General features: G+C 59.4%; 19 protein-coding genes. 6 read left to right on the top strand and 13 right to left on the bottom strand.

The genetic code is table 11. The features are described from left to right. Positions 1 to 277 precede the first annotated feature (277 nt). Entirely contained in the window at positions 278 to 1,261 is a 984-nt protein-coding gene (gene trxB / locus ORS3428_RS05970; RefSeq protein ID WP_071095472.1) for a thioredoxin-disulfide reductase, read from the top strand. 72 nt (positions 1,262 to 1,333) lie between these two features. Beyond that, positions 1,334 to 2,230, top strand: coding sequence for a LysR family transcriptional regulator (locus ORS3428_RS05965; protein WP_071095470.1), 897 nt, complete (start codon positions 1,334 to 1,336; stop codon positions 2,228 to 2,230). A gap of 12 nt (positions 2,231 to 2,242) precedes the next feature. Here the strand turns inward: ORS3428_RS05965 and ORS3428_RS05960 are convergent, their stop codons facing one another. From ORS3428_RS05960 to ORS3428_RS05915, 9 genes are all read right to left on the bottom strand, one after another. Continuing rightward, the gene (locus ORS3428_RS05960) at positions 2,243 to 2,740 is read right to left on the bottom strand and encodes a methyltransferase family protein (protein WP_071095468.1); all 498 of its coding nucleotides are present in this window, start codon (positions 2,738 to 2,740) and stop codon (positions 2,243 to 2,245) included. Positions 2,741 to 3,401: 661 nt separating this feature from the next. Then, a complete protein-coding gene (locus ORS3428_RS05955) occupies positions 3,402 to 5,453 on the bottom strand; it encodes an elongation factor G (RefSeq protein WP_071095466.1) in 2,052 nt (683 codons plus the stop codon). A 189-nt stretch (positions 5,454 to 5,642) separates the two neighbouring features. Continuing rightward, positions 5,643 to 7,172 carry a putative bifunctional diguanylate cyclase/phosphodiesterase gene (locus ORS3428_RS05950; protein ID WP_071095464.1) on the bottom strand — a complete coding sequence of 510 codons (1,530 nt, stop codon included), beginning with the start codon at positions 7,170 to 7,172 and terminating at the stop codon, positions 5,643 to 5,645. 254 nt (positions 7,173 to 7,426) lie between these two features. Then, positions 7,427 to 8,629: a pyridoxal phosphate-dependent aminotransferase gene (locus ORS3428_RS05945; protein ID WP_071095462.1), complete on the bottom strand. Its 1,203-nt coding sequence runs from the start codon at positions 8,627 to 8,629 to the stop codon at positions 7,427 to 7,429. 1,325 nt (positions 8,630 to 9,954) lie between these two features. Then, entirely contained in the window at positions 9,955 to 11,913 is a 1,959-nt protein-coding gene (locus ORS3428_RS05940) for a hypothetical protein (RefSeq protein WP_157895932.1), read from the bottom strand. Beyond that, positions 11,888 to 12,226, bottom strand: a complete 339-nt coding sequence (locus ORS3428_RS33210; RefSeq protein WP_071095458.1) for a hypothetical protein — start codon at positions 12,224 to 12,226, stop codon at positions 11,888 to 11,890. Before ORS3428_RS33210 ends, ORS3428_RS05940 begins: the two co-directional genes overlap by 26 nt. A gap of 1,001 nt (positions 12,227 to 13,227) precedes the next feature. Then, complete coding sequence (locus ORS3428_RS05925) at positions 13,228 to 13,446, bottom strand: hypothetical protein (RefSeq protein WP_071095454.1); 219 nt, start codon at positions 13,444 to 13,446, stop codon at positions 13,228 to 13,230. Between the two features lie 3 nt (positions 13,447 to 13,449). Beyond that, a complete protein-coding gene (locus ORS3428_RS05920) occupies positions 13,450 to 13,743 on the bottom strand; it encodes a hypothetical protein (protein WP_071095452.1) in 294 nt (97 codons plus the stop codon). A 1,988-nt stretch (positions 13,744 to 15,731) separates the two neighbouring features. Next, positions 15,732 to 16,937, bottom strand: coding sequence for a tyrosine-type recombinase/integrase (locus tag ORS3428_RS05915; protein WP_071095450.1), 1,206 nt, complete (start codon positions 16,935 to 16,937; stop codon positions 15,732 to 15,734). Between the two features lie 57 nt (positions 16,938 to 16,994). On the opposite strand from ORS3428_RS05915, the gene ORS3428_RS05910 reads away from it, so the two are divergent. Together ORS3428_RS05910 and ORS3428_RS05905 are read left to right on the top strand one after the other, a co-directional pair. Further along, the gene (locus ORS3428_RS05910) at positions 16,995 to 17,897 is read left to right on the top strand and encodes an EAL domain-containing protein (protein ID WP_071095449.1); all 903 of its coding nucleotides are present in this window, start codon (positions 16,995 to 16,997) and stop codon (positions 17,895 to 17,897) included. Then, a complete protein-coding gene (locus tag ORS3428_RS05905) occupies positions 17,894 to 18,769 on the top strand; it encodes an EAL domain-containing protein (protein ID WP_071095447.1) in 876 nt (291 codons plus the stop codon). The genes ORS3428_RS05910 and ORS3428_RS05905 overlap by 4 nt, the downstream gene beginning before the upstream one ends. Before the next feature lie 126 nt (positions 18,770 to 18,895). On the opposite strand, the gene ORS3428_RS05900 is transcribed toward ORS3428_RS05905, so the two are convergent. From ORS3428_RS05900 to ORS3428_RS05890, 3 genes are all read right to left on the bottom strand, one after another. Continuing rightward, complete coding sequence (locus tag ORS3428_RS05900) at positions 18,896 to 19,087, bottom strand: ParE family toxin-like protein (RefSeq protein WP_443136840.1); 192 nt, start codon at positions 19,085 to 19,087, stop codon at positions 18,896 to 18,898. Between the two features lie 52 nt (positions 19,088 to 19,139). Continuing rightward, a complete protein-coding gene (locus ORS3428_RS05895) occupies positions 19,140 to 19,340 on the bottom strand; it encodes a hypothetical protein (RefSeq protein ID WP_071095445.1) in 201 nt (66 codons plus the stop codon). Positions 19,341 to 19,639: 299 nt separating this feature from the next. Further along, on the bottom strand, positions 19,640 to 19,852 hold the full coding sequence (locus ORS3428_RS05890) for a cold-shock protein (RefSeq protein ID WP_071095443.1): 213 nt from the start codon (positions 19,850 to 19,852) through the stop codon (positions 19,640 to 19,642). Positions 19,853 to 20,136: 284 nt separating this feature from the next. Between ORS3428_RS05890 and ORS3428_RS05885 the strand changes: the two genes are divergently transcribed. Continuing rightward, positions 20,137 to 20,466 carry a hypothetical protein gene (locus ORS3428_RS05885; protein WP_071095441.1) on the top strand — a complete coding sequence of 110 codons (330 nt, stop codon included), beginning with the start codon at positions 20,137 to 20,139 and terminating at the stop codon, positions 20,464 to 20,466. A gap of 234 nt (positions 20,467 to 20,700) precedes the next feature. On the opposite strand, the gene ORS3428_RS05880 is transcribed toward ORS3428_RS05885, so the two are convergent. After that, positions 20,701 to 21,270 (bottom strand): methylated-DNA--[protein]-cysteine S-methyltransferase, encoded by a 570-nt coding sequence (locus ORS3428_RS05880; protein ID WP_071095655.1) that lies wholly within the window; start codon positions 21,268 to 21,270, stop codon positions 20,701 to 20,703. 175 nt (positions 21,271 to 21,445) lie between these two features. Between ORS3428_RS05880 and ORS3428_RS05875 the strand changes: the two genes are divergently transcribed. Next, positions 21,446 to 22,414, top strand: coding sequence for a lytic transglycosylase domain-containing protein (locus ORS3428_RS05875; RefSeq protein ID WP_071095439.1), 969 nt, complete (start codon positions 21,446 to 21,448; stop codon positions 22,412 to 22,414). Positions 22,415 to 22,451: the final 37 nt, after the last annotated feature.

Below are 22,451 nucleotides of genomic sequence, written 5' to 3'. Positions count from 1 at the left end.
CGCAAGAATCTTTCGCGGTTTTGTAATTTGGTTTCGCGCGGGAGGCTATCCCTTTGCGATCATTTTTGCGCTTTCGAGGCGCAATATTGCCCGCTATGCAGCGGGGCCACGCGCTGCTGTTTGGTCTGTGCATGTCTTTGTCCCGAAATCGCCTTAGAGTTTCGGGAGACATGCCTGGAAGCTTTCCGGGGACGAAGGCTAAGCTGCCTTGCTGGCTTGGCGGGCAGCACTTACATTACCGGCGACAAACCACGGCCTCGCGCCGCAGGGGACTTTTATGAACATTAAGCACGCGCCCGTTCTCATCATCGGTTCCGGCCCGGCCGGCTATACCGCGGCAATTTATGCCGCGCGCGCCATGCTGAAACCGATGCTTGTCGCCGGCCTGCAGCAGGGCGGCCAGTTGATGATCACCACAGACGTCGAAAACTATCCGGGCTTCGCCGACCCGATCCAGGGTCCCTGGCTCATGGAGCAAATGCTCAAGCAGGCCGAGCATGTCGGTACCCAGGTCGTCAACGACATCATCACCGAGGTTGACCTCAATGTGCGGCCGTTCCGCGSCACCGGCGATTCCGGCACCGTCTACACCGCGGACGCCTTGATCATCGCCACCGGCGCGCAGGCCAAGTGGCTGGGCATTCCATCGGAACAGACCTTCATGGGCTTCGGTGTCTCGGCCTGCGCCACCTGCGATGGCTTCTTCTATCGCGGCAAGGATGTCGCGGTGGTCGGCGGCGGCAATTCGGCGGTCGAGGAGGCGCTTTACCTCGCGAACCTCGCCAAGAGCGTCACCGTCATTCACCGGCGCAGCGAATTCCGGGCCGAGCGCATCCTGCGCGAGCGGCTGTTCAAGAAGGACAATATCCGCGTCATCTGGGATACGGTCGTCGATGAGATCACCGGGCAGCCCGGCAAGGCGCCGCTGCCGCCTTCGGTCGATGGGCTGAAGCTGCGCAATGTGGTGACCGGCGAAGTGTCACGGCTGAAGGTCGACGGCGTCTTCGTGGCGATCGGCCACGCGCCGGCGGTCGAGCTTTTTGCCGGCAAGCTCAAGCAGAAGCCCAACGGCTACCTGTGGACGGCGCCCGATTCGACCCGCACCGATGTTCCCGGCGTGTTTGCCGCCGGCGATGTCACCGACGACGTCTACCGGCAGGCAGTGACGGCGGCCGGACTGGGCTGCATGGCCGCGCTCGAGGCGGAGAAATATCTCGCGGGCATCGAAGTTCATCGCGAGGCGGCTGAAGCGGCTGAATAAGCAATCGGCTGAGAAAAGCCGTTTAAAAGCCTGATTTTTCATTCAGACGCCGCAGGCAACACGAGGGGAATCATGGCGCTGGACTGGGACAAGCTACGCGTGTTTCACGCTGCGGCGGAGGCTGGGTCGTTCACCCATGCCGCCGAGACTCTGCATCTTTCGCAATCGGCCATCTCGCGGCAGGTCAGCGCGCTGGAGCATGACGTCGGTGTGGCGTTGTTTCATCGCCRCGCGCGCGGCCTCGTGCTCACCGAACAGGGCGAGATGCTGTTCCGCACGGCGCATGACGTGCTGATGAAGCTGGAGACGATCAAGTCGCGGCTGACCGAGACCAAGGATCGCCCCTCCGGCGTGCTGAGGGTGACGACCACGGTGGGCTTGGGCGCCGGCTGGCTGACCGAGCGCGTGCAGGAATTCATCGAGCTCTATCCCGAGATCRGCCTGCAGCTCATCCTCGCCAATGAGGAGCTCGACCTCACCATGCGCCAGGCCGACTGCGCCATCCGCCTGCGCCAGCCGCAGCAGCCGGACCTCATCCAGCGCCGGCTGTTCACGGTGCATTTTCATCTCTACGCGGCCCCTTCCTATGTGGCGAAGTTCGGCAAGCCGGCGTCGATCGCGGAACTCAGGAACCATCGGATCGTCACCTTCGGCGTGCCGGTGCCCTCGCATCTGTCGGAACTGAACTGGCTGGAGACGGTCGGCGATTTCGAAGGCGGGCAAAGGGTGCCGACTTTGCAGATCAACGACATCCTGTCGATCAAGCGCGCGGTCCAGGGCGGCGCCGGCATCGCCATGCTGCCCGACTACGTCATCAGCAAGGACTCGAACCTGGTGCAATTGCTGCCCGAGACCGAGGTGCCGTCCTTCGACACCTATTTCGCCTATCCGGACGCAATGAAGAACCAGGCGAAGCTGCATGTGTTCCGCGATTTCATCATCGCGAAGGCGCGCAGCTGGTCCTACTAGGCAGGGTGYGGGTCACCCGCGCCACGGCGTCAGCCGCGGCAGCCAGCCGGGGACAGCGCTGCGGTAGGCTTCGTATTCGGCGCCGTAGCGTCGTGCGAGCGTCGGCTCTTCGTAGAATTTGACGAAKGAGATCATCGCCGCCGCGGCGATCAGGCCGTAGGCGAACAAAGCCCAGCTCGAAAAGATCAGTGCCTGGCCGAAGATGATCGACAGCACCGCGACATACATGGGGTTGCGCACATGGCGGTAGACGCCGCCCACGACCAGTTTCCCGGTCGGCGCAATGGGAGCCGGGGTGCCCCGGCCTTCCAGCGCGAAGCGGGCGAAGGAGTGGAGCAGGACCCCCGCTGCCCCGATTACCAGGATCGAGCCCAGAATCGCGAAGCCCGGCACCGTGGACAGCGACATGCGATAATGGTCGGTCAACAGCCAGGGCACCAGCCCCGCGACCACGCCTGGTGCCGCAACAAGGAATAACGCGCTGCCGGCGATTGCCGARAACATCCGCATCGGAACCTCTTGCCRCAAAAATAAACGCGACCTGCTCGAATCCGCATCATTTTGATTTCACGTATTTCCGGGAACAGAATCGGCTCTAATTTGCATATCAGCAATCGCTTTGGCGCTGGAAAGGCCTGCGTTTGGGCGATTTTTCTGGTCCTATCGGTTCCTGGAACGGGTTGGACCACAGCCTGCGTCTTTTTGCATGCGTGTGTTGCAAAATAGATGCTTGTTTCTTGGGCATGATGAGCACATATATAGTTCATCTCCAGGGCGCGTTCTCCTCCCATTAGCGCCCTCGAGTGTTCCCCTCTGGAGGTTAGCCCTAATCGGCACTTCCAATCAAACTCAGCCGGATCTTTATTGATCCGGCTTTTTTGTTGCCCCGAGATCACCGCGATGCCGGAAATGCGTGCGCTTGGGCCACGTAACAGTGACATGTAACATCGGGTAACATGTCACGGAYGCACTCTGTCGATTAAGTAGATCATAGGACGCGGTTGGTCGGTCCGGGAGATGGGGGCATCACTCGGACAGGCCGGGCTCAGGCAGCTACCGCGTCCGAACCATTTTGCCGGCTGCGGTGGACCTGCCGTTTGCCTCCCAGGAAGACGGTCCGCAATAAGAACGGCGTCCGGATGGTCCGGGCGCCGTTTCGTCATCGTCAAGGTCAGGCAGCCTTGCCGTTGGCGTTCATCGCCTCGTCGGCGAGGCGGCCGGTCAGCTCAGCCATATGGTCGAAGGCAGCCTTGTAGCTGGCCACGCCGGCTGTTGCTGAGCGCAGCTCGATGATCAGATCGCCGATCTCGGCCTGTGGCATGGTCGCCTCGACCACATCCCAGCCCGGCCAACCTGGCCGCGCATMATAGCCGAGGATCTGGCCGCGCCGCTGTGGGATGAGTGCGATGATCTTCGAGGTCGCATCGGAGGGCGTCACGATCTCGACCTTCATGATCGGCTCCAGCAGAACCGGCGAACAGGCGGCCATGCCTTCCTTCATCGCGATCTTGGCTGCCATCTGGAAGGCCATGTCGGATGAGTCGRCCGCATGGTAGGAGCCGTCCGACAGGTTTACGGCGACATCGACCACCGGGAAGCCGAGCGGTCCAGACTTCAGATAGTCGCGAATGCCCGCTTCCACCGATTGGATGTAGGTCTTGGGCACGACGCCGCCGGTGATCGTGTCGGTGAACTGGAAACCTGAGCCGCGCGGCAGCGGCTTGATCTCGATCACCACATCGCCGAACTGGCCGTGACCGCCCGACTGCTTCTTATGGCGGCCGCGCYGCTGCCCCGATTTGCGGATGGTCTCGCGATAGGGCACCGCCGGCGAATGGCCTTCGATCGGAATCTGGTTCTTGCCCTCCAGGCGTTCGCGGACGACACGCAGGTGCATTTCGCCATGCCCCGACAGCACGGTTTCGGCGGAGTCCTGGTTGTGATGCAGGCTGAGTGAAGGATCCTCCTCGGCCAGCCTTTGGATCGCCGCCGACATCTTGACCTCGTCCTTGCGCTCCTTGGGACGCAAGGCGAAGGCGAATACCGGTTGCGGCGGCTCAAAAGTGACCAGCGGCTTGATGCCGCCCTTGGCCGAGCTCAGCGTCTGGCCAGTCTTGACGTTGTCGAGCTTGCCGAGCGCGACGGTATCGCCCGCATTGGCCGATGGCAGCTTCGACTGATCCTTGCCCAGCATCTTGTAGATGCCCGAAACCTTTGTCGTGTCGCCGTTGGAGAGGAAAAGTTCGGTCGCGTCGGCCAATTGGCCGGAARGCACCCGCGACACCGACAGCTTGCCGCCATGCGCGGTGTGGATGGTCTTCATCACCTGCACGACGGTCTGGTTGCCGTCGGGCGCGCCAAGCCGCTTGCGGGTCGCCTCGACGTCCGGCGCATCGTGGCGGATCGCCTTCAGAAGCCGTAGCACGCCGTTGCCCTTCTCGGCGGTGCCGATCAGCACAGGCGTCACCGTGCCGGCGCGAAGATCGGCGGCAAGATCGTCGAAGATCGCGTCCTTCGGCGGCTCAATCTCCTCGAGCAGCTGCTCCATCAACTGGTCGTCATGGTCGGCAAGGGTCTCCAGCATCGAGAAGCGTGCTTCGAGCTCGCGCGCCTTGTCGTCATTTGGAATCTCGGCGACCTGGCTTTCGGCGTATTCGCGGTAGACATAGGCACGTTCCAGCGCGAGATCGATCGAGCCGATGACGACGCCGTCCTTGCGCAGCGGAATCTGGCGCAGCAGCAGCGGCGCCGAGCTTGCCGGCTGCAGCATCTTCAACGTCTCGCGCACGCCGGCGATCGCCTTGTCCACCTTGTTGAGGAATAGGATGCGCGGCACGCCGAGATCRTCGAGCTTGCGCATGATGAGCTGCAGCGCGGRAATCTTCTTTTCGTCCGCTTCGGCCACGACCACGGCGACATCGCAGGCGGCGAGCACCGGCTCGGCCTCGAAGGCGAATTCGATGGAGCCCGGGCAATCGACGAAAGTGAACTGCTCGCCCATGAATTCCGTGGTGGCAAAGGTTGCCTCGACGCTCATGGCGTGGGCACGGGCTTCTGGCGAATGATCGGAAAYGGTGTTGCCCGATGAAACGGGATTCTGGCGGGGAATGGCGCCCGTGCGGGCGAGGATTGCTTCGAGAAGTGTCGTCTTACCGCTTGCGAAGGGACCGACTATGGCGATGCATTTCGGTCCCGTGCGTCGTCCTCCGGCGCGATTACCCATGGCTGACCTCCACTCAGGCGTTTTCCCTGGGAGCGGCGGCCGGCCTGTCCGGCCGTCGCGGGCGGGGTTTTTTGCTAACCACCTGCCCGAAGCCATCGTCACACGGGTTGAAGGGGAGGGCAAGGAAAATAGGAAATGCGCCGGCTTTGGTTTTTTGCCATGAGCCCCCTTTGCAAGGCGCTCCGCTTGTCAGGCAATGAGGGCAAGCGGCTTGCTATCGGCTGCGCAAAGCGCGCTCGCCTTGTCGCGTGGTGCCGGCTTGCCGAAGAAATAGCCCTGGAAGCGGCTGCAGCCGGCGCCGCGGGCAAGGGTGAACTCCTCGGCCGTTTCCACGCCTTCCGCAACGATGGTGATGTTCTGGATGCGCGCGATCTGGGCGAGCGCGGAAACAAAGATCTGCGCCACCTGGTCGCTGGCGAGGCTGCGTATGTAGGAGCGGTCGATCTTGACGCTGTCGATGGGCAAGGTCTTCAGATAGTTGAAGCCGCAATGACCGGTGCCGAAGTCRTCGAGCGCGATGTGGAAGCCAAGTCCGCGCAAGGCTTCCAGGCGTCTGAGGATTTCCGGCGTCGCTGCCGTTGCAACGGTCTCGGTGATCTCGATGATGAACGCGGATGCTGATCTGCCGGTCTCACGCAGAATGCGGTCGCACATCGTCACGATCTCGTCGCGCTTCAACTGTTCGCCGGAGACGTTGATGCTGATGCGCCGCCCGGGAAAGTGCCCGATATCGGCGCAGGCGCGCCTGAAGACCCACTCGCCGATCATGTCGATGAGGGTCGAGCGCTCGGCGATCGGGATGAACTCGGCCGGCGAGATCAGGCCGCGGACGGGATGGCGCCAGCGGATCAATCCCTCGAGCGCGTCGATGGAACCCTCGGCACCTACGATCGGCTGATAGTGRAGCTCCAACTCGCCGAGATAGACGGCGGCGCGCAGTTCGCGMTCTACCAGCCGGCGATAGCGCTTGTCCGACAGCATCTCCTCGTCGAAGACCGTGACACGGCCCCGACCTGCGGCCTTGCTTTCGTAGAGTGCCAGGTCGGCAAGCACCATCAGTTCCGTTGGGTTGGAGGCGTGCAGCGGCGCCAGTGCGACCCCTACCGAGATCGACAACGGGATAACTTTGCCTTCATGCCGCTTTCCGGCCCGCATCTGGTCGAGCAGCCGACGCGCGTCCTTGTTGATGGCAGCCGCATCGCCGTGCGGGATTATGATGCCGAACTCGTCGCCACCAAGCCGTCCGATAATGCCATCGGCAAAGATGCGCTGTGCCTCCTTGACCAGATAGGCCAGGGCAAGGTCGCCGAACTGATGACCGAAGGTGTCGTTGAGCTGCTTGAAATGGTCGAGGTCGATCAGCAGCAAGCTCGCCTGCCGCCGGTTGCGCGAGGTGCTTAGCATCTCGCTCAACGCTTCGAGGAAATAGCGCCGGGTCATCGCGCCTGTCATAGCGTCCACGGTGAGAAAGCGGTGCTTCTCGGCTTCAGCGGCGGCCGCCGATTGCAGGCGCTGGACGACGCTTGAGCGCATATACATCAGCACCACGAGCGCCAGGCTGGTGGCCGTCGCCGATATGGCGAGAGTCGTGGCGCGGGAGGCGTTCTCGGTCAGGCCAAAGGCGGCAATCGCGGTGGCTGCGATGCTCGTAACAAGCAGCACCTGGATGCCACGGTAAATCCTGCCGCTATGATCCTTGATTGTCGCCAAGATGCTCATACCTGCGCCCCCAACAGCACGAGCGATGGCTAGAGCCGAGCCGTTAAAAAGACATTGAGCGTGACGCTGCCTCGCCCCATTCCCCGGCGCTTGGCCCAGTGCCCCGCATTTATGGTTAAAAAGCAATCATTTATGACAGTATCTGCAGGAGCTTATACAATGTCGCGTGAAGCCCGACGAGCAGCATGCCGGCTGACCGCCGCAAAAAACCCGGCGCGAAGCCGGGTTTTCTGACTTGGTGACCGCGTTGCCGATCAGGTCAGCGCCGCCGTGAAGCGCTGGATGCGGGTGCAGGCTTCTTCCAGCAGCGCGTCCGAAGTCGCGTAGGAGATGCGGAAGTTCGGGCCGAGGCCGAAGGCGGAACCGAAAACCACCGCCACACCCTCGGCGTCGAGCAATTCGGAGCAGAAGGCCTCGTCGCTGTCGATGACCTTTCCGGACTTCGTCTTCTTGCCGATCAACTGCGCGCAGGACGGATAGACATAGAAGGCGCCTTCCGGCGACGGGCAGGTAATGCCGCGCGCCTGGTTGAGCATCGAGACGACAAGGTCGCGCCTGCCCTGGAAGATCGCCTTGTTCTTCGCAATGAAATCCTGCGGACCGTTGAGCGCCTCGACCGAAGCCCATTGCGCGATGGTGCAGGCGCCCGAAGTCTGCTGGCCCTGGATCATGTCCATCGCCTTGATCAGCGGCACCGGGCCGGCGGCATAGCCGATGCGCCAGCCGGTCATGGCATAGGCTTTCGAGACGCCGTTCATGGTCAGCGTGCGCTCGTAGAGGTTCGGCTCGACTTCGGCGATGGTCTTGAAGACGAAGTCGCCATAGGTCAGGTGCTCGTACATGTCGTCGGTCAAGGTCCAGACCTGCGGGTGCTTGAGCAGGACATCGGCCAGCGCCCGAAGTTCGGCTTCGGTGTAGGCGGCGCCCGACGGGTTGGACGGCGAGTTCATCAGCAGCCATTTCGTCTTCGGCGTGATCGCCTTTTCCAGCACCTCCGGCGTCAGCTTGAAGCCGTTTTCGATCGAGGTGTCGGCAAACACCGACGTGCCGCCGCAGATCGCGACCATTTCGGGATAGCTCACCCAGTAGGGGCGCGGGATGATGACCTCGTCGCCGGGGTTCAGTGTCGCCATGAAGGCGTTGAACAGGATCTGCTTGCCGCCGGTGCCGACGATCGTCTGCTCCGGGCGGTAATCGAGATTGTTCTCGCGCTTGAATTTCTTCGCAATCGCCTCGCGCAGCGGCGCGATGCCTGAAACCGGCGGATACTTGGTCTCGCCGCGGCGGATCGCGTCGATCGCGGCGTTCTTGATGTTGTCGGGCGTGTCGAAATCCGGCTCGCCGGCGCCGAGGCCGATGACGTCACGGCCGGCATTTTTCAGCTCGCGCGCTTTCTGCGTCACCGCGATGGTCGCGGAAGGCTTCACGCGGGAAAGGGCGTCGGCAAGAAAGGCCATGACAGAGCGTCTCCAACAGAATGGCGCGGCCAGGAGCGGCCGCGGCGCCTCTCATGTCGCATCATCGGCCCCGGCGCAAGCACTGTCGGATGATCCAGAGGTCAAGGTGGCGTGAGCGGCAACCGCAAATTCACCAGCGGCCGGTAAACCTCGTCAACGGCCGGTAAACCCTTGGCTGGCAGGATAGCAGATCGAATTCCGCTTACCTTGCGGAGCGAGGGACCTTTGTCGCGCAGTATCGGGCTTGCCCACATCATCCGTCATGACCGCTCGGTCAAGCCCTCGCTGACGGCTAACGGTCGGCTTACTCCCTGACAGTCGTAAGGTCTTCGACTCCCCGACCTCAACGGACCTCCACGGGTCCTTATATGGGCAAGCCTCGCTGCGTCTGATACCAGCCGATAGGTTGACGAGAAGAAAAGACCAGGGATATCAATGGCTTACCCTCCGCAGAGGTACCCCGGCGTGGGGGTACCAAGGGGGACGGCCCCCGGTCAGTCGAATAGGTATGACCGCTCGGAAAAATCGCCAAAAAAATATCCAATTCGGGACCTTGCCGGGGAGTACCAACCCTTGCTTGATTCACCGGGAGAGGCTCCTTTGGTGTGAATCGAGTGTGAACGGTGTGAACGGCTCGCATTGTGAGGCTACCAAGAGTACAAGACTGAAACATCAGCATGGGATTGCCAGCACAGGCCATGCCCCGAGAAACACCCCTCGAAATGGYAGAGCGACACACTCGCATAGGTGAGGAACTCATTGCGCGTCAACAAGCGCTAGTGACGAGGCTGACGGAACAAGGTGACCTCTCACTTGTGTATGACGCGGTAGTGTTCCTACAATCACTTCGAGCGATACAGCGGGAGCATGTAGCTCATTTGGAACGTCTGCGGAATTCAGACTAGCGTCCGTCACCGGAGAGAATTCGGCCCGACCTACCCGGGCTGGAAACCCCTACCTGCGAAGCATAAACCCCGGAGACAAACCGGGCCGTAACAAGGGCTTCAAAAACTCTGACGACGACACAGGGAAAAGTCTCTTGAATAGGGTCTGATCTAATCGTGACAAAACCCTGTTGAACCGACCGACGAAGGAGGGAGGTCGCGTCACTGGTGAGATGCCTTCAGTGAGACCGAACCCTAGTCAACAAATCAGACAAGATGAACCGTCCCCAAAAGCGTGGAAGAGAAATACGGGGATGGCTCCTTTAAGTACTTAAACAAGAGTTCCCCGTATTAATTCTCCACCTCATCCCGGACCATCTTTTTCTGTCGCCAAAACCAAGGGAATTCACTCGGGTATGTCGGAAACCTGCTTTCCCCGGATTACCGTCTTTCGAAGTAAGACCCGCCCCGGCCCCTCATACGGATCAACCGAATGCCAGCCTCAGCCAAATAGCCCTCGAAATCTCGATGGCCTACAACATCCTTGGTGAAGTCATCCAACACCATTCCGATTGCCTCAGCTACTTTCGATCTGGAAAGCCTCTCCCCGTAGCCCGGATGATCCTTGAACCATTGCACGATGTAGTCGTAAGCCTGCCCAACTCTGCCCCCTAGCTTCTCCTTTTCGACAGGCGACCAATCGGCATGCTTCGATCCCGGAAAGATATCGATGTCGCTCTCGTGTTCCAGCATGTCGGGAATGCCGGTCTGTGGGTCAGCAATGATGTAAGCATCACACTTCCCGCAAGTGCCATCAACACTCTTCCTGACAGCCCCACGGCAGAGAGCTTGGAGGATCATATCGGCGTGTTCGCCAAGCTTAATCTTCGCTAGGTTTGCCCGGTTAAGCTTCTCTTCTGACGGCGCGCCGGATGACATCCTAGTCCTAGCGATATACGTCGCTGGCCTGTAGAACATCGTGCCTGCCAGAATGACATGTCGGATGTCCCGATAGTCGTTCGAAGCCTTAAAGTCTTCGCCTCCCCAGTGAGTGAACCGAAGYCGACGCGGTTCCTTGACCTTCCGCCGGATTGCCTCTTCGATATCAGGGATACGCTTCCTTTTGTTCTTCATGTGGTGAACGATTAGGACTTCCTCGTCGGGAGGTATTTGATCGATGGTCTTTGTTATACCCTCTAGGAGAACGTCGGCGTCCTCTCCCCATGACGACTTTCCGCCACCGCGACGCCAGATTTTGACAGTGAGGTCACGGTAGTTTTTTCCACCATCCCGGAGCTTGACAAGTTCGCGGTCAGCGATCTCTTCCCAGTACTTGTACGTCTGCCTAACCCTGCCCGATGCATCGCATATAACCATTGGCTTAAGGTCGTCTGGTAGATGCTTCTTATAGTGGATTGCGAAGGTCCCGACTCCGATCTCTTCGACAATGACCGGGGTGTTGGACAACTCCCAAAGGTCGATTGCGGCTTCGGCTATCGCCTCTTTCTCGTCGCCATACAACGCAATGATGTCATTCGTATCGAGACCGGTCTCTGCCGGAAGATCAGGAATCCAAAGTTCTGTCTCGTGCCCGGCAGCTTCAATGTCCGCTTGGAGTTTCGTCAGGGTGTTATAGAGCCTCGGATTGGTATCTGCTTCGGGCAGCAATCCCCCGATCAGGGCAGCTGATATCTTGACCTCGCGAGCCCTTAGGATGGCCTCATCCCAGATTCGGACGTGTCGGGGTTGCCCACGGAAATAGAAATCCTCCGCTTCCTTGAAGCTGGCGTATCGCCGCGTCCTTGATTCGACCATCTGTTGGGTAGTGAACARCACCCTGGCTTGCCGCTTGTCGGCATTCCCGGCGCGGTTCAATTCCTTGTTGGCGTCGCTCTCGTTGACAAGGACTGAATAGTCGTCATTCGAAAGCCCTATCTCCGCGACCATCCGTTCAATCTCTTTCAGACGGCCGAGACAGATCAGAACGGACACACCCCTGTGGGCTTCCGACTTTATCARCCGACGAACGAAATGGATTATCGATTGAGACTTGCCGACGCCGGGGTCAAGCGGCGACAGGTAATAGAGCTTCTTAGCCTTGCCGTTCGCCATGGCCTCTAGGCTTGATACAAGGTCTTCCAGTCCTCCCCATTGTGGTGCCGATGGTTGATGACCGTTCTTCGCGAATGTCGCACGAAGGTCCTCCATTGTCTGTTCCGTCAGGCTAGGACGATGATCCCGGATATACAGCCGGTGATATTCCTCTGGCGCTATCTCGACGCCACCAACCCAATACCGGACCTTCGGCTCATCGATCTCCCGCTCAATACGAACTCCGTCTTCTGGCAATGCTGCCAAGATGTCAGCAAAACTATTAATCGACGTCACTTCGTTCCTCATGAACGTTCCTTCCCTCCTTTCTCGTAAGTTGTTCGGGGTGTAGCCAGTACCCAAGCTTAGGCTCCTGCGGCATGGCTTCGTCTGGTATGTCATGGTGATCCCGACCGAGTGTGAACAGCCGGTTGAATGCCTCAGGATCGACCTTGCCGAATCTCTCCCGGTTGCTCTGCCAAAGGGCATGGGCCGACTTGTACCGACCGAACTCTTTCCCAAATCGGCAGAGCACAAAACGACCATCGCCAGAGAGGATGACTGACCAAGCGTTATTCAGGGCTACGCTCTGACGAGCTTGCGAGGAAGCAATGGTGTTCATGGGGCCACCCCGAAATCAGCCACCCTTGATCGATTGGCCTTGGATGCCGCAATGGCGTCCCATGTCTTGGACGATATCCGTGCCTTGAAGCCCGTAGCCTTTGAAGTCACTGATACGCGACCGTCTGGCCTCTTCGTGACGATGACACTCCGGTAGCCCGAACCGATGTAAGGACATTCCCCGTCAAGCTGAATCATCCCCTCGTAGATCGGGGGGTAGGATACCCCTCTAGAATGCCCTTCTCCGGGGTGTGGAGGGGGGCTACAGCGCGATGTTACGCTAAGACTATCCTCTGTARGGGGAAGTTCAAATGTTACGCTAAGAGGCTGTCTATGAAGCCTTAGATGTCTCATCCGGCACTTGGTTGAACAAAATTGGGCCGTCGCCCTAGTGGCTATGAAATGAGTGYCACATGACTTGCAATGCTTGTGTTTAGTATTCAGTCCGTCAAACATTTCTCTCCATGGTGTGGGGCCAGCCCGTAAGGCCAGCCCCGGTTAAATTACTTCGTGTAGCCTGTTGCTTAAGCCACTACTTCTAGAGGCAACGGCTCATGGATAATCCGCCTCTTCTTCACCGGCTGGACAGGAATGATAGGAACTCGCTTTCTGAATCGGGGCTTATACGTTCCCCTTGCGAGTGCCAGGACCTTACGGCGTTCGAACTCTGCCGCCGCTTCGACCAACATGGYACGATCATGGTTGATGGAAGCGCCGTATTCTTGGAGACCAAGGTTGACCCTCCGCAAATCGAGATGGTTCCCGTTGATGTAAACCACCYGCTGACCGGGCCTCGCATCTGTGAGAACGCGAGCGATCAGGACTTCAACCCCGAAAGGGCCTCTTGCGGAAACCGCCCCGCCTTGGAGATTCCAGTTGCGGGACAGCTTCAGGCCGATGAGTTCGTTATAGGCGTCAAGGTCGATACAGCATTCTTCAATGCCGCTTCGGGACAACGGGACGTGGACTAGGAAGTCATCCCCGACCTTGGATAAACGAACATCACGGGGCCTCAATGTTTACCCCCAGATCAGTCAGCATTCGCTTTGCAGCTTCGTCATGGTCGAGACCCTTTCCGATCTCTTCCGTGAACTGTTGAACCCTCATCTTGATCAATTCACTACGGGTCTGTCGGTTCAACTCCTGATCTTTCATCCATTCACGACGGGCGGCTTCGGCCATCTCACGGGATTGTCRCTGTCGATCTTCAAGACTGAGCATCAATCAGACCCTCCGCGAAATGCCAGACTGACGGGCGAAGATCGATGACTTCTTTGCCTCTTCCTGCCTTTCAGAAGGCGTCTCATCAATCGTCTGGTCTACCGTGCCAGCCTTCATCCCACGACGTTCAAAGACCTTCAACGCAACTAGGTCAGCGAATTCAGAATTAGTCACATTGTCGAGTGCTGCCGCAGTATCCTCGACGCGCTGGCGAAGCATCTCCCGTTCTGCCGGGGTCATCTTCGCAAGGGGCTTATTAAAGAAGTAGGTATCGGGAACAGTGATCTTAGTGGACATAAATAGTTTCCTTAAATATTAGAAATAATATGCGTGTTTAAATTGATAGTTCCCTCTTTCGAGGTCACGATGAAAGTTCAAATTGCGTTCAGATTTACTTCTAGTTTCTGACCGGTCTGGGAAGATACGTGAGCCATAGACATCTCGTATCCATTCGTGGCGGCCCACTGACGAGCGGCCCTGATAGCGGCATTCCTTTCTGTGTATGACCCCAACTGAGGGTCGGGAATACCGACGAAAACCGGTGCATACAATTGGCCTGTCTTGGCAAGTTTGACGTAAGCTGTCTTATTGCCTTTGGTTAAGACGATCTCCGTCAAGTCAAATGGTTCAGAGAAGCTCCCTCCGACGTAAGATAATTCATRGGTCATGTGTTGATGGTTGTTCATTAGATATTCCTGCCTCGCTTGTTGTTTCCTTTCTGGATAGGCTTGTTCTTCTGAGGTTTGACTACGAGTTGTTCCTGAAGCGGCTTGTCCTTTGCATAATGATCCCAGACTAATGAACCTTTCTTGCTCGGCATCGGGGACGATGGAATGCGGGTGTTATTCTTGGACATAAAAATATTTTCTGYCCCCTCTCGGGAGGCTGTTAGAGTTTCAAAATGTATGGAGTTAAAAAGAGGACTAGAAAGTTAGAGGCCTATTCCTCATACCCAGTATGCGCCTTTTTTGCAGTAAAGTCAATAGTAAACCAGAGTGTATTACTCCGATATGCTGCTCAAAGCCTTGGGAAATAAKGGAGATATTTATTTCACGGGACCTCCAAAACCATAGTAATATTGACCGCGATTTCTATATATATTCACGTCGATCAGGTCGACCTCCCGTAACTCATTGATATCAATCGGCGTTTTCTGCTAGGCTTACGGTAAGTAATTGATTGTATTAGTAGTATCCCCCACGATTTTGGAGGGTGTAAATCAAGGGGAACGTCGTTCCATCTCTTGCTCAATCAGCCTGTGGAGTTCGATCAGTCGCACTTTGAGCCTTCGGCTTTCATCGACGAGTTGGAATAACTTCAAATCCGGGTCGTCAGGTGCAAGCATATTTGCCTGTGAAAGAGAACTCGGGACCGTGTTGAAGTCTATGACAGTACCCATGTGATTTTTCTCCTGTTGCTAATCGCCCGATGAGGTTCGGACGGATTTCGAGTGATAGGAAGAAAGTTCGGGGTTGTTTATCGCCGCTCTTGCTCTTGCCACAACAGGACAGACCATGATTGCTGTTGCTTTCCGTCGCTACCAACCGGGGGTCAGCTTTGATCACAAGGGCGATGTTTTTGTCYGACAACCGGGACTTAGGCTCGCTAGGGTCGAAGACCTGATCCGCCAGTGGCCACGTTTGATCGCTGACACGACAGAAGGGGGAAACCTCCGGCCGCGCCATCGGCTGTGTTTGTTGCGCTTTCTCCAAGCCATCAGGCTTGCCAACAGGGACCGACAGCGAGTTGCCGCCTACGGAATGCACGTCCCACGCTCACACAGCGCCCCTCGATTCCGACAGGGAACAGAGAGAAGCCTATACGCCGGTCCGGCCCGACAGGTTCCCATGCGTTGCCGCTAGAGGGTATTCCGGAAATCTGGGGAGGTTGGCGCTGTYCGTCACGGTACACGGCGGTATGCGCGAGGTGTGGGTTGAGTAAGTCCAGCGGGCCTGTCGGTTCATTCCGATGGTTGCGGCTGGCTCAACCGATGTAAAGATGTAGTGTCTGGATTGCGGTAATTCAATGGCGCGACCTGTCGACAGTTAATGGCCCCTTCCTCGACTCACAGGAGTCCCCACAGGGGCTTCAGGCTTAAACCGGTGTAGGACAGCGGGTGACGAGAGAAACGCTTGCACGGGGCTGTATGAGTCAAACAACGGGTATTCGAGGAAGGGGTAAGCATAGGGGTGTARGTAGGGGTATAGACAAGAAAAGGGCCATCCCTTGGTAGAGACAGCCCCTTGGATAAAAGTATTTCTGTGTGGGGAAAATAGTATTACAAATCAGTTGGTTAGTTCTAATGGTGTCTGGCCGCCCTGCTGATCAATCAAAATGGGGACGTTCCGATTTAAATTCAACAGCTTGTCCGATGAGACAACTAGTAGCTTTGCTTTGACAGACGACATATTAGCGTGAGCATACCTGAATAGCATAGCCGGTGCACGATGCCCGCTGATACTCGCTACCTCTGGGATAGACAAACCAAGCTCAAATAGCCTCGAAATCCCTTCGTGTCTCAGATCGTGGAAATGAAGGTCCTCGATTGGAGGCGTCGCACGCTTGCATATACGGGTCCAACTGGCTTTCAGTGCTTCGACATCGACAGGGAATACTCTCGTCGCCGGGGTGACATGACGAGGACCGATGAAATTCCGGAGATATTGTTTGCCCGCAGACCGTCCGGCTTTGATGGTCTCGACGCGGAAAGGTATCGTCAGGACCTCCCGAAGGATTTGCACTGCCCTTGCCGTCAGAGGGATCAAGCGGGAACCGGTCTTCGCTACGGGGATGAGCAACGTCTGGCGTTCGAAGTCGATGTGCTTGAACTCTATCGCTAGGATTTCTGCCTGTCGCATGGCTGTCTGAAGTGCAAACTCGATGATAGGACCGACGAAGGGATTCGGACTGCCATCCCTGAGCGTCAGCTTCCCGGCTTCCATCAACAATCGGCCTTCCTCTCCGGGCCTTAGCCTACGCTGGCGCTTGTCTTCCTGGACCCTCAGATAAAGCCCCTCCAGCGGGTTCGATACCTCGATGTGCCATTCACGCTTGGCGACCTCGAACATGTGATACAGGGGCGCAAGCTGGCGCTTGAGTGACCTCGCAAGGATCGGTCGGCCGGTGATCTTAGAGACCTCCTTAAGCCTTTCGTCACGGTACTGTGCGAAGTCTCGGGGCTGGAGATCGAACAGGGATTTCTTTGCGATGGGATACCGGAGGAACCGATTCAATTCGATCGTCTCCGCTCGGCATGACCGTTTCTTGGGTAGGACCTCATCGCGGTATMGCTCGACGAGATCAGCAAGGATGATCCCTTTGAGCGTCTTCCTGTCGGGGCCTAGCTCTTCACGATCCATCTGGCGCTCAATCTCCCGCGCCCACTTCTCTGCATCTGACCGTGTGAGGAAGGACTTCGATCTTGGTTCGTGTCCCTTGCGGCGRCACTGGACGTTGAACTTACCTGACTTGAGCTTGCGGATAGTCGCCATTTCGGAGGTCTCCTGTGAACCTAGAGTGAATGGAAGACCAGCCTTCGGGGATACCGAATGAAATCAGGCACTTCCATAGGTCGCAGTATCATCCGTCATGATGACGGCACCTCCAGCGGCGTCTGGGGGACATACACGCTGCAGAGCGCGTTCCAGCCGATCTTCGCCTTCAACGAGGGCAAGCTTTCGATCGCCGCCTTCGAGGGGCTGATCCGGCCGTTCCGTGACGGGGAGCCGCAGTCGCCGATGAAGTTCTTCCGCACGTGCCCCGCGGCCGACCGGCTTCATATAGAGGCGCTGACGAGGACGCTGCATCTGCTCAACGCCGGCGCCTGCCTGCCGCGAGAGGCATCCATCTTCGTCAATTTCGATCCGTCGGTGTTCACCGACCGCGCCATTGCCGACAAGGCGTTGCGCGACATGCGTCTGGTTCTGCATGAATCCGGCATCGATCCGCGCCGCATCGTCTGCGAGGTCACGGAGCAGAAGTCGGCCTCGCAGGAGACGCTCTACGGCTTTGTCGAAGCGCTGAGAGGCAATGGCTTCCGCATCGCCGTCGACGATTATGGCGCCGACGATTCCGACATCAACCGGATCAAGGAATTGAAACCGGACATCGTCAAGTTCGACGCTCATTGGATCACGCAGCTCATGGAGTCCGGGGCCGGATTGGCGCTGCTGACCGCGACGGTGAGGAACTTCGAGGACCAGGGCATCCGCACGGTCTTCGAAGGCATCGAGGAAGGCTGGCAGCTGGAGCTTGCCGAGAAGTCTGGCGTCTCGATGGTGCAAGGCTATGTGCTCGCCCGGCCGGAACTCGCCCCGACAAGTTTTCGCGTCTTCGGCAAGAACATGCAGGTGTCGGCGGCCAATGAGAGCAAAGCCACAGCGGCCGCCGATCCCGCTCCGGTACCGTCGGCGCGGCCGGCGAAGGCGTTTGGGCGCAAGGTGACGCGATGAATRCACAGCCCGACAGGCGGCGCCCAGAAAGGCGGCGAAATGTCGCCGAGGCGATCTTCGCCGACGAGATCGGCCTCCAGTTTGGCGTCTATGGTGAGTTCCGGCTGTGGAGCGCCTATCAGCCGATTTTCGCCTCGCAGGGCAGGGCACTTAAGCCTGTTGCCGTCGAAGCGCTGATCGAGCCGCGTCGCGTCGCGACGCCTGTCGCGCCACAGGTATTCTTCGACAGCGTTGCGGCATCGGATCGGCTGTTCGTCGAAACGATGTGCCGGATGCTGCATCTGCGCAATTACTGCAATATCGGCGTCGATGGGCTTGCGCTGTTCTTCAATTATGATCCGCTGATCAATGATCACCTCGGGCGGGCGTTGGCCGAGATCCGTTTCATGACGCGGCATCTTGGCGATTTCGGCCTCGAGCCCGCCATGCTGGTCTGCGAGATCACCGAAYGGGCCGCTGATGACCGCGTGCTCGCGAGCCTCGTGCGCGAGATGAAGCGAGATGGCATCCGCATCGCGATCGACGACTTCGGTACCGGGCATTCGACCGAGGAGCGGATCGACCTGCTTTCGCCCGACATCGTCAAGATCGACGGCGGCTGGTTCGCCRAGTTCTGCCGCCATGCCGCCGCCGAGCGCTTATTCCGGCCGCTGGTCTCGATGCTGCATGACCGCGGCGCCAAGGTGCTGGTCGAGGGCATCGAGCAGGCCACGCATCTGCGCGTCGCGCTGGACGGTGGCGTCGACCTCCTGCAGGGATACTACCTTGCCCGCCCGGCGCTCGCCGGCACGATCTTCAACGAAGAGCCGCTCTCGATCGATGCGCTGCTCGGCGCAGACAACAAGGTCGTGCCTTTGCATCAGCGCCRCTGACGGTTGCGCCAAAACAAATCACTGGTTGAGCCTCGCGCCGGTGAATTCGACTTTCGCGAACAGGACCCGTTGCATCGTAGTGGCGCGGCTCGGTCGGGCCTGCGGCCGTGAAGTGATGGCAGCCCGCTACTTCAAAAGGGGGTCATATTCGGAATGGGTGCCAATCCAGAACCAGACCACATCGTCTTGGTCCCGGATCGCGACGGCGCGGTAATTAAGGTCAACCCGCGCCGACCAGTAACGCCCAACCTGTTTGAAATGCAGTGATGGGTGGAACGGATCCGCACGCAGTTTGGCGAAGCTGCTGTCCGCCTTCATGCTTCAGGTAATTTGCCGTAAGCCTCCCAGAAGGAAGGGGCGGCAAAATGGTTCACAGAGGCCGGGTCCGGCCTGCGCGATGATCGGCCAAAGCCTGCTCCGCGAGCTTGTCCAGCCGGCCAGCCTTCGCGTCGGCTTCGACCTGCCTGTCCCACAAATCGGCTTGAAGCGCCTCGAACCAAGCGGCAAATGCCTTCAAGTCTTCGGGGCTCAGTTCGGCGACGGACTTTTCGATCTGTTCGAGCTTGGTCATGGCCAGCACATAACATAGTTGGCCCAACGAGGCCAATGGCGCCGATATAGGCAACAAAAAAGGCGGGACAATGCCCGCCTTCCTGTGCCGGTAGCCTGATCGGGAGCGTCGGGGCCGGGCCGGCAGCAATCTGCTGCTTCGGCTTGTCGGGTCCTTCCGCTCCGGCGCGCTTATCGCGCGACCGTCAGTACATCCGTGACTTGCCGCGCGCCCCGAACCTTCGTCCAGCGCGCGCCATCGCTAACCGCATTCTGCAACGCCAAGCGGTTCCGCCTGGCCGCAAAAATGCTCAAGCCAAATCAGGCTGCCTTGCTCAGAGAYCCAGCGGCGGACTTGCCGGTGCGGCGGTCCTRCTCGATCTCGAAGTTGATCTTCTGGCCTTCAACGAGCGTCGTCATGCCAGCGCGCTCGACGGCGGAGATGTGGACGAAAACGTCCGCGCCGCCATTGTCAGGCTGGATGAAGCCGTAGCCCTTGGTGGCGTTGAACCACTTGACCGTACCAGTCGCCATGTAAATTACCCTTCGCATTTGCTTCGTTTGACCGGACCAAAGCCCGGCCGGTGGCATCGAAATTTTGGAGATAGACGTCAGCAAACGCGAATATCGCGAGGCCCGATCGATCGGCCAAATTCAATGGCTTGCATATAGAATGGTTTGCCGAAGAAAACAAGACGGGTCGGTGCGGATGCTGCCGGCGTGCCGCCCTATGGTTGGTCGATCGCGTGGAAGTTTTGCGCCCGGATACGCGTTGTGGGAGGGTAAGTGACACCGTCGCTGGTCTTCGGGAGGATATCATGAAAGCCATTCTGCTTGCCGTCTRCCTGACGCTGGTGGCGGGCGAGGCGCAGGCCGTCTCGCGCTACGACCCGACGCGCATGAGCTGCGATCGCGTGCAGGCGACGATCGCCGGCCAGGGCGCCGTCATCCTGCGCTACCAGTCGACACGCGTGCCCGGACTGCCGCTCTATGACCGCTATGTGCGCGACGAGCGCTTCTGCGACATGGGCGAGGTGAGGGCGCGGACCTATGTGCCGAGCGCCGACACCAGATCCTGCCCCGTCTATGTCTGCAAGCGGCCCGAGTTCGAGCGGCACTTCCGCCGCCGTCTCTTTCCACCCAACTAGGGTCTGTTGATATTCAGGTGAGGCCGGCCTGCGAATGGCGGCTTCCTGCGCTTCCGGTGCTCACGTACGTTGAGTACGCTCCGCTCCGGTTCTCGGAAGCCACCATTCTCGGTTCGGCCTGACCTGAATCTCAACAAACCCAGAGCACATCACAGAGCGCTCCGCAGTTTGTCGTTTGCGGACCGAACCGGCCGAGCGCGCTTTCCTGGAATTGCTCCAAAGGCTCGGCCTTAATCAAAACGCGAACGAAGCCTGCGCGGCCGGCGGCGGGCCGACGCGCACGCCTTCCATGGCCAGCATCTTCTCCTTGGTCGCGGAGCCGCCGGGTGCCGAGAAGCCGCCGATCTTGCCGCCCGCGGCAAGGATGCGGTGGCACGGGATGACCAGCGGCACCGGKTTGGCGCCGAGCGCCGCGCCCGTTTCGCGGGCGAGCCCGGCATGGCCGGCGCGCCTGGCCAGTTCGCCGTAAGTGGTGGTCTCGCCGAAGCCGAGCTTGCGCGCGGCGCCATAGATGGCGAGACGGAAATCATCGACGCCGTCGAGGTCGACCGGCACGCCGGAGAAATCGACATCCTCTCCGGCCGCATAAGCCTTGATCGAGGCGATCAATTCGACGACCCATTTGGGCTGCTCGGTGGAACGCGAGACGCCGGCATGACGGAACAGCCGGCGCTCCACCGCTTCGCGGCTGCGTTCGGGCAGGCAGAGCCGGATCAGGCCCTTTTCGCTCCAGGCGATGCCCATGAAGCCGATCACTGTTTCTAACACGGCGTGRCCAGCCGTGATCGGGGAAGCGTTTTTCATGGCAGGCTCCTTTCCGCAAACTGCGAAAAACAGGTACATCCATAGTACAGATAGGGAACAATATCGCAGTTTGCCTTGAGTCTCGCCACCCGAAAACAGCCTGGTGGCCCTGATTGCCCACCGAGAATCGCTGGTGTAAGGACTCCTCAATAACCGACAATCGGACCTCCAGGGCTTGGCAGCGAAAATCATCCTTACCGCGATCGGCGTGCTCGTTGCCGCTGCCGGCCTCAGCGGCTGCACCTCGACCTCGCAGGTGAAGGCCACGCCGGCGCTTGCGGCGGCCGCAACGCCTGCCGTCGAGGATGACACACCGACCGTCGCACTGCCTGAAACGGTGGCCGTTCTGCCCGAGTCTTCCGGTTTGGTTCCGGTGCAGACTGCAGCGCTGACCGCCGACGCCGCCACGGCTGCCGCCGGCGCCCCGTTGCCGCCCCCTGCGCAGCCTGGCGCGCTTCTTCCACCGCCCGCGCAGCCCGGCGGGCAGTTGCCAGCGCCGGCACAGGCGGCCGCTTTTGCGGGCTCCACGCCTCTCGCCGGCAAGTTCCCGCCACCGCCGGTGTTGATGGCCGGCGCGTCGCCGACGGGCCCCGGCTCGCTCAAGCATGCCGCCGTCTATGCGACGGCCGGCGTTGCCATGCCTGTCACCGGCCAGTCGGCAAAGGTGGCCCCCATGCCCGGCGTCCAGCAGGTCGCCTATGTGATGCCGCAGAACCCGGCGCTRCTTGCTCAGCCGGGCCAGCCCGAGCAGCACGCCAGCGGTCCGCGCGCCGAGATAGAGCGGCTGATCGAGAAATATTCGGCCATCTATGAGGTGCCGGTCGATCTGGTGCGCCATGTCGTCAACCGCGAGAGCACGTTCAACCCGAAAGCCTACAATCACGGCCATTGGGGACTGATGCAGATCAAGCACGCGACGGCGCGCGGTATGGGCTATGACGGGCCGGCGGCCGGCCTCTTCGACGCCGAGACCAATCTCAAATACGCGGTCAAATACCTGCGCGGTGCCTGGCTGGTCTCCGGCGGCAATGCCAAGCGCGCCGACCAGCTTTACCAGAGCGGCTATTATTACGCCGCCAAGCGCAAGGGCCTGCTGGAGCAGACGGGTCTCAGCGTCGACCGCCGTCTGCAGCCGGGCGCCTGAGCGTCGGCCCGATGGGGCGCCCCAAAAGTCACCGCCC

It is taken from the genome of Mesorhizobium sp. ORS 3428 (assembly GCF_001854785.1).
In the GTDB taxonomy this organism is placed as follows: domain Bacteria; phylum Pseudomonadota; class Alphaproteobacteria; order Rhizobiales; family Rhizobiaceae; genus Mesorhizobium.
This window is presented reverse-complemented; position numbering and strand designations above follow the sequence as displayed.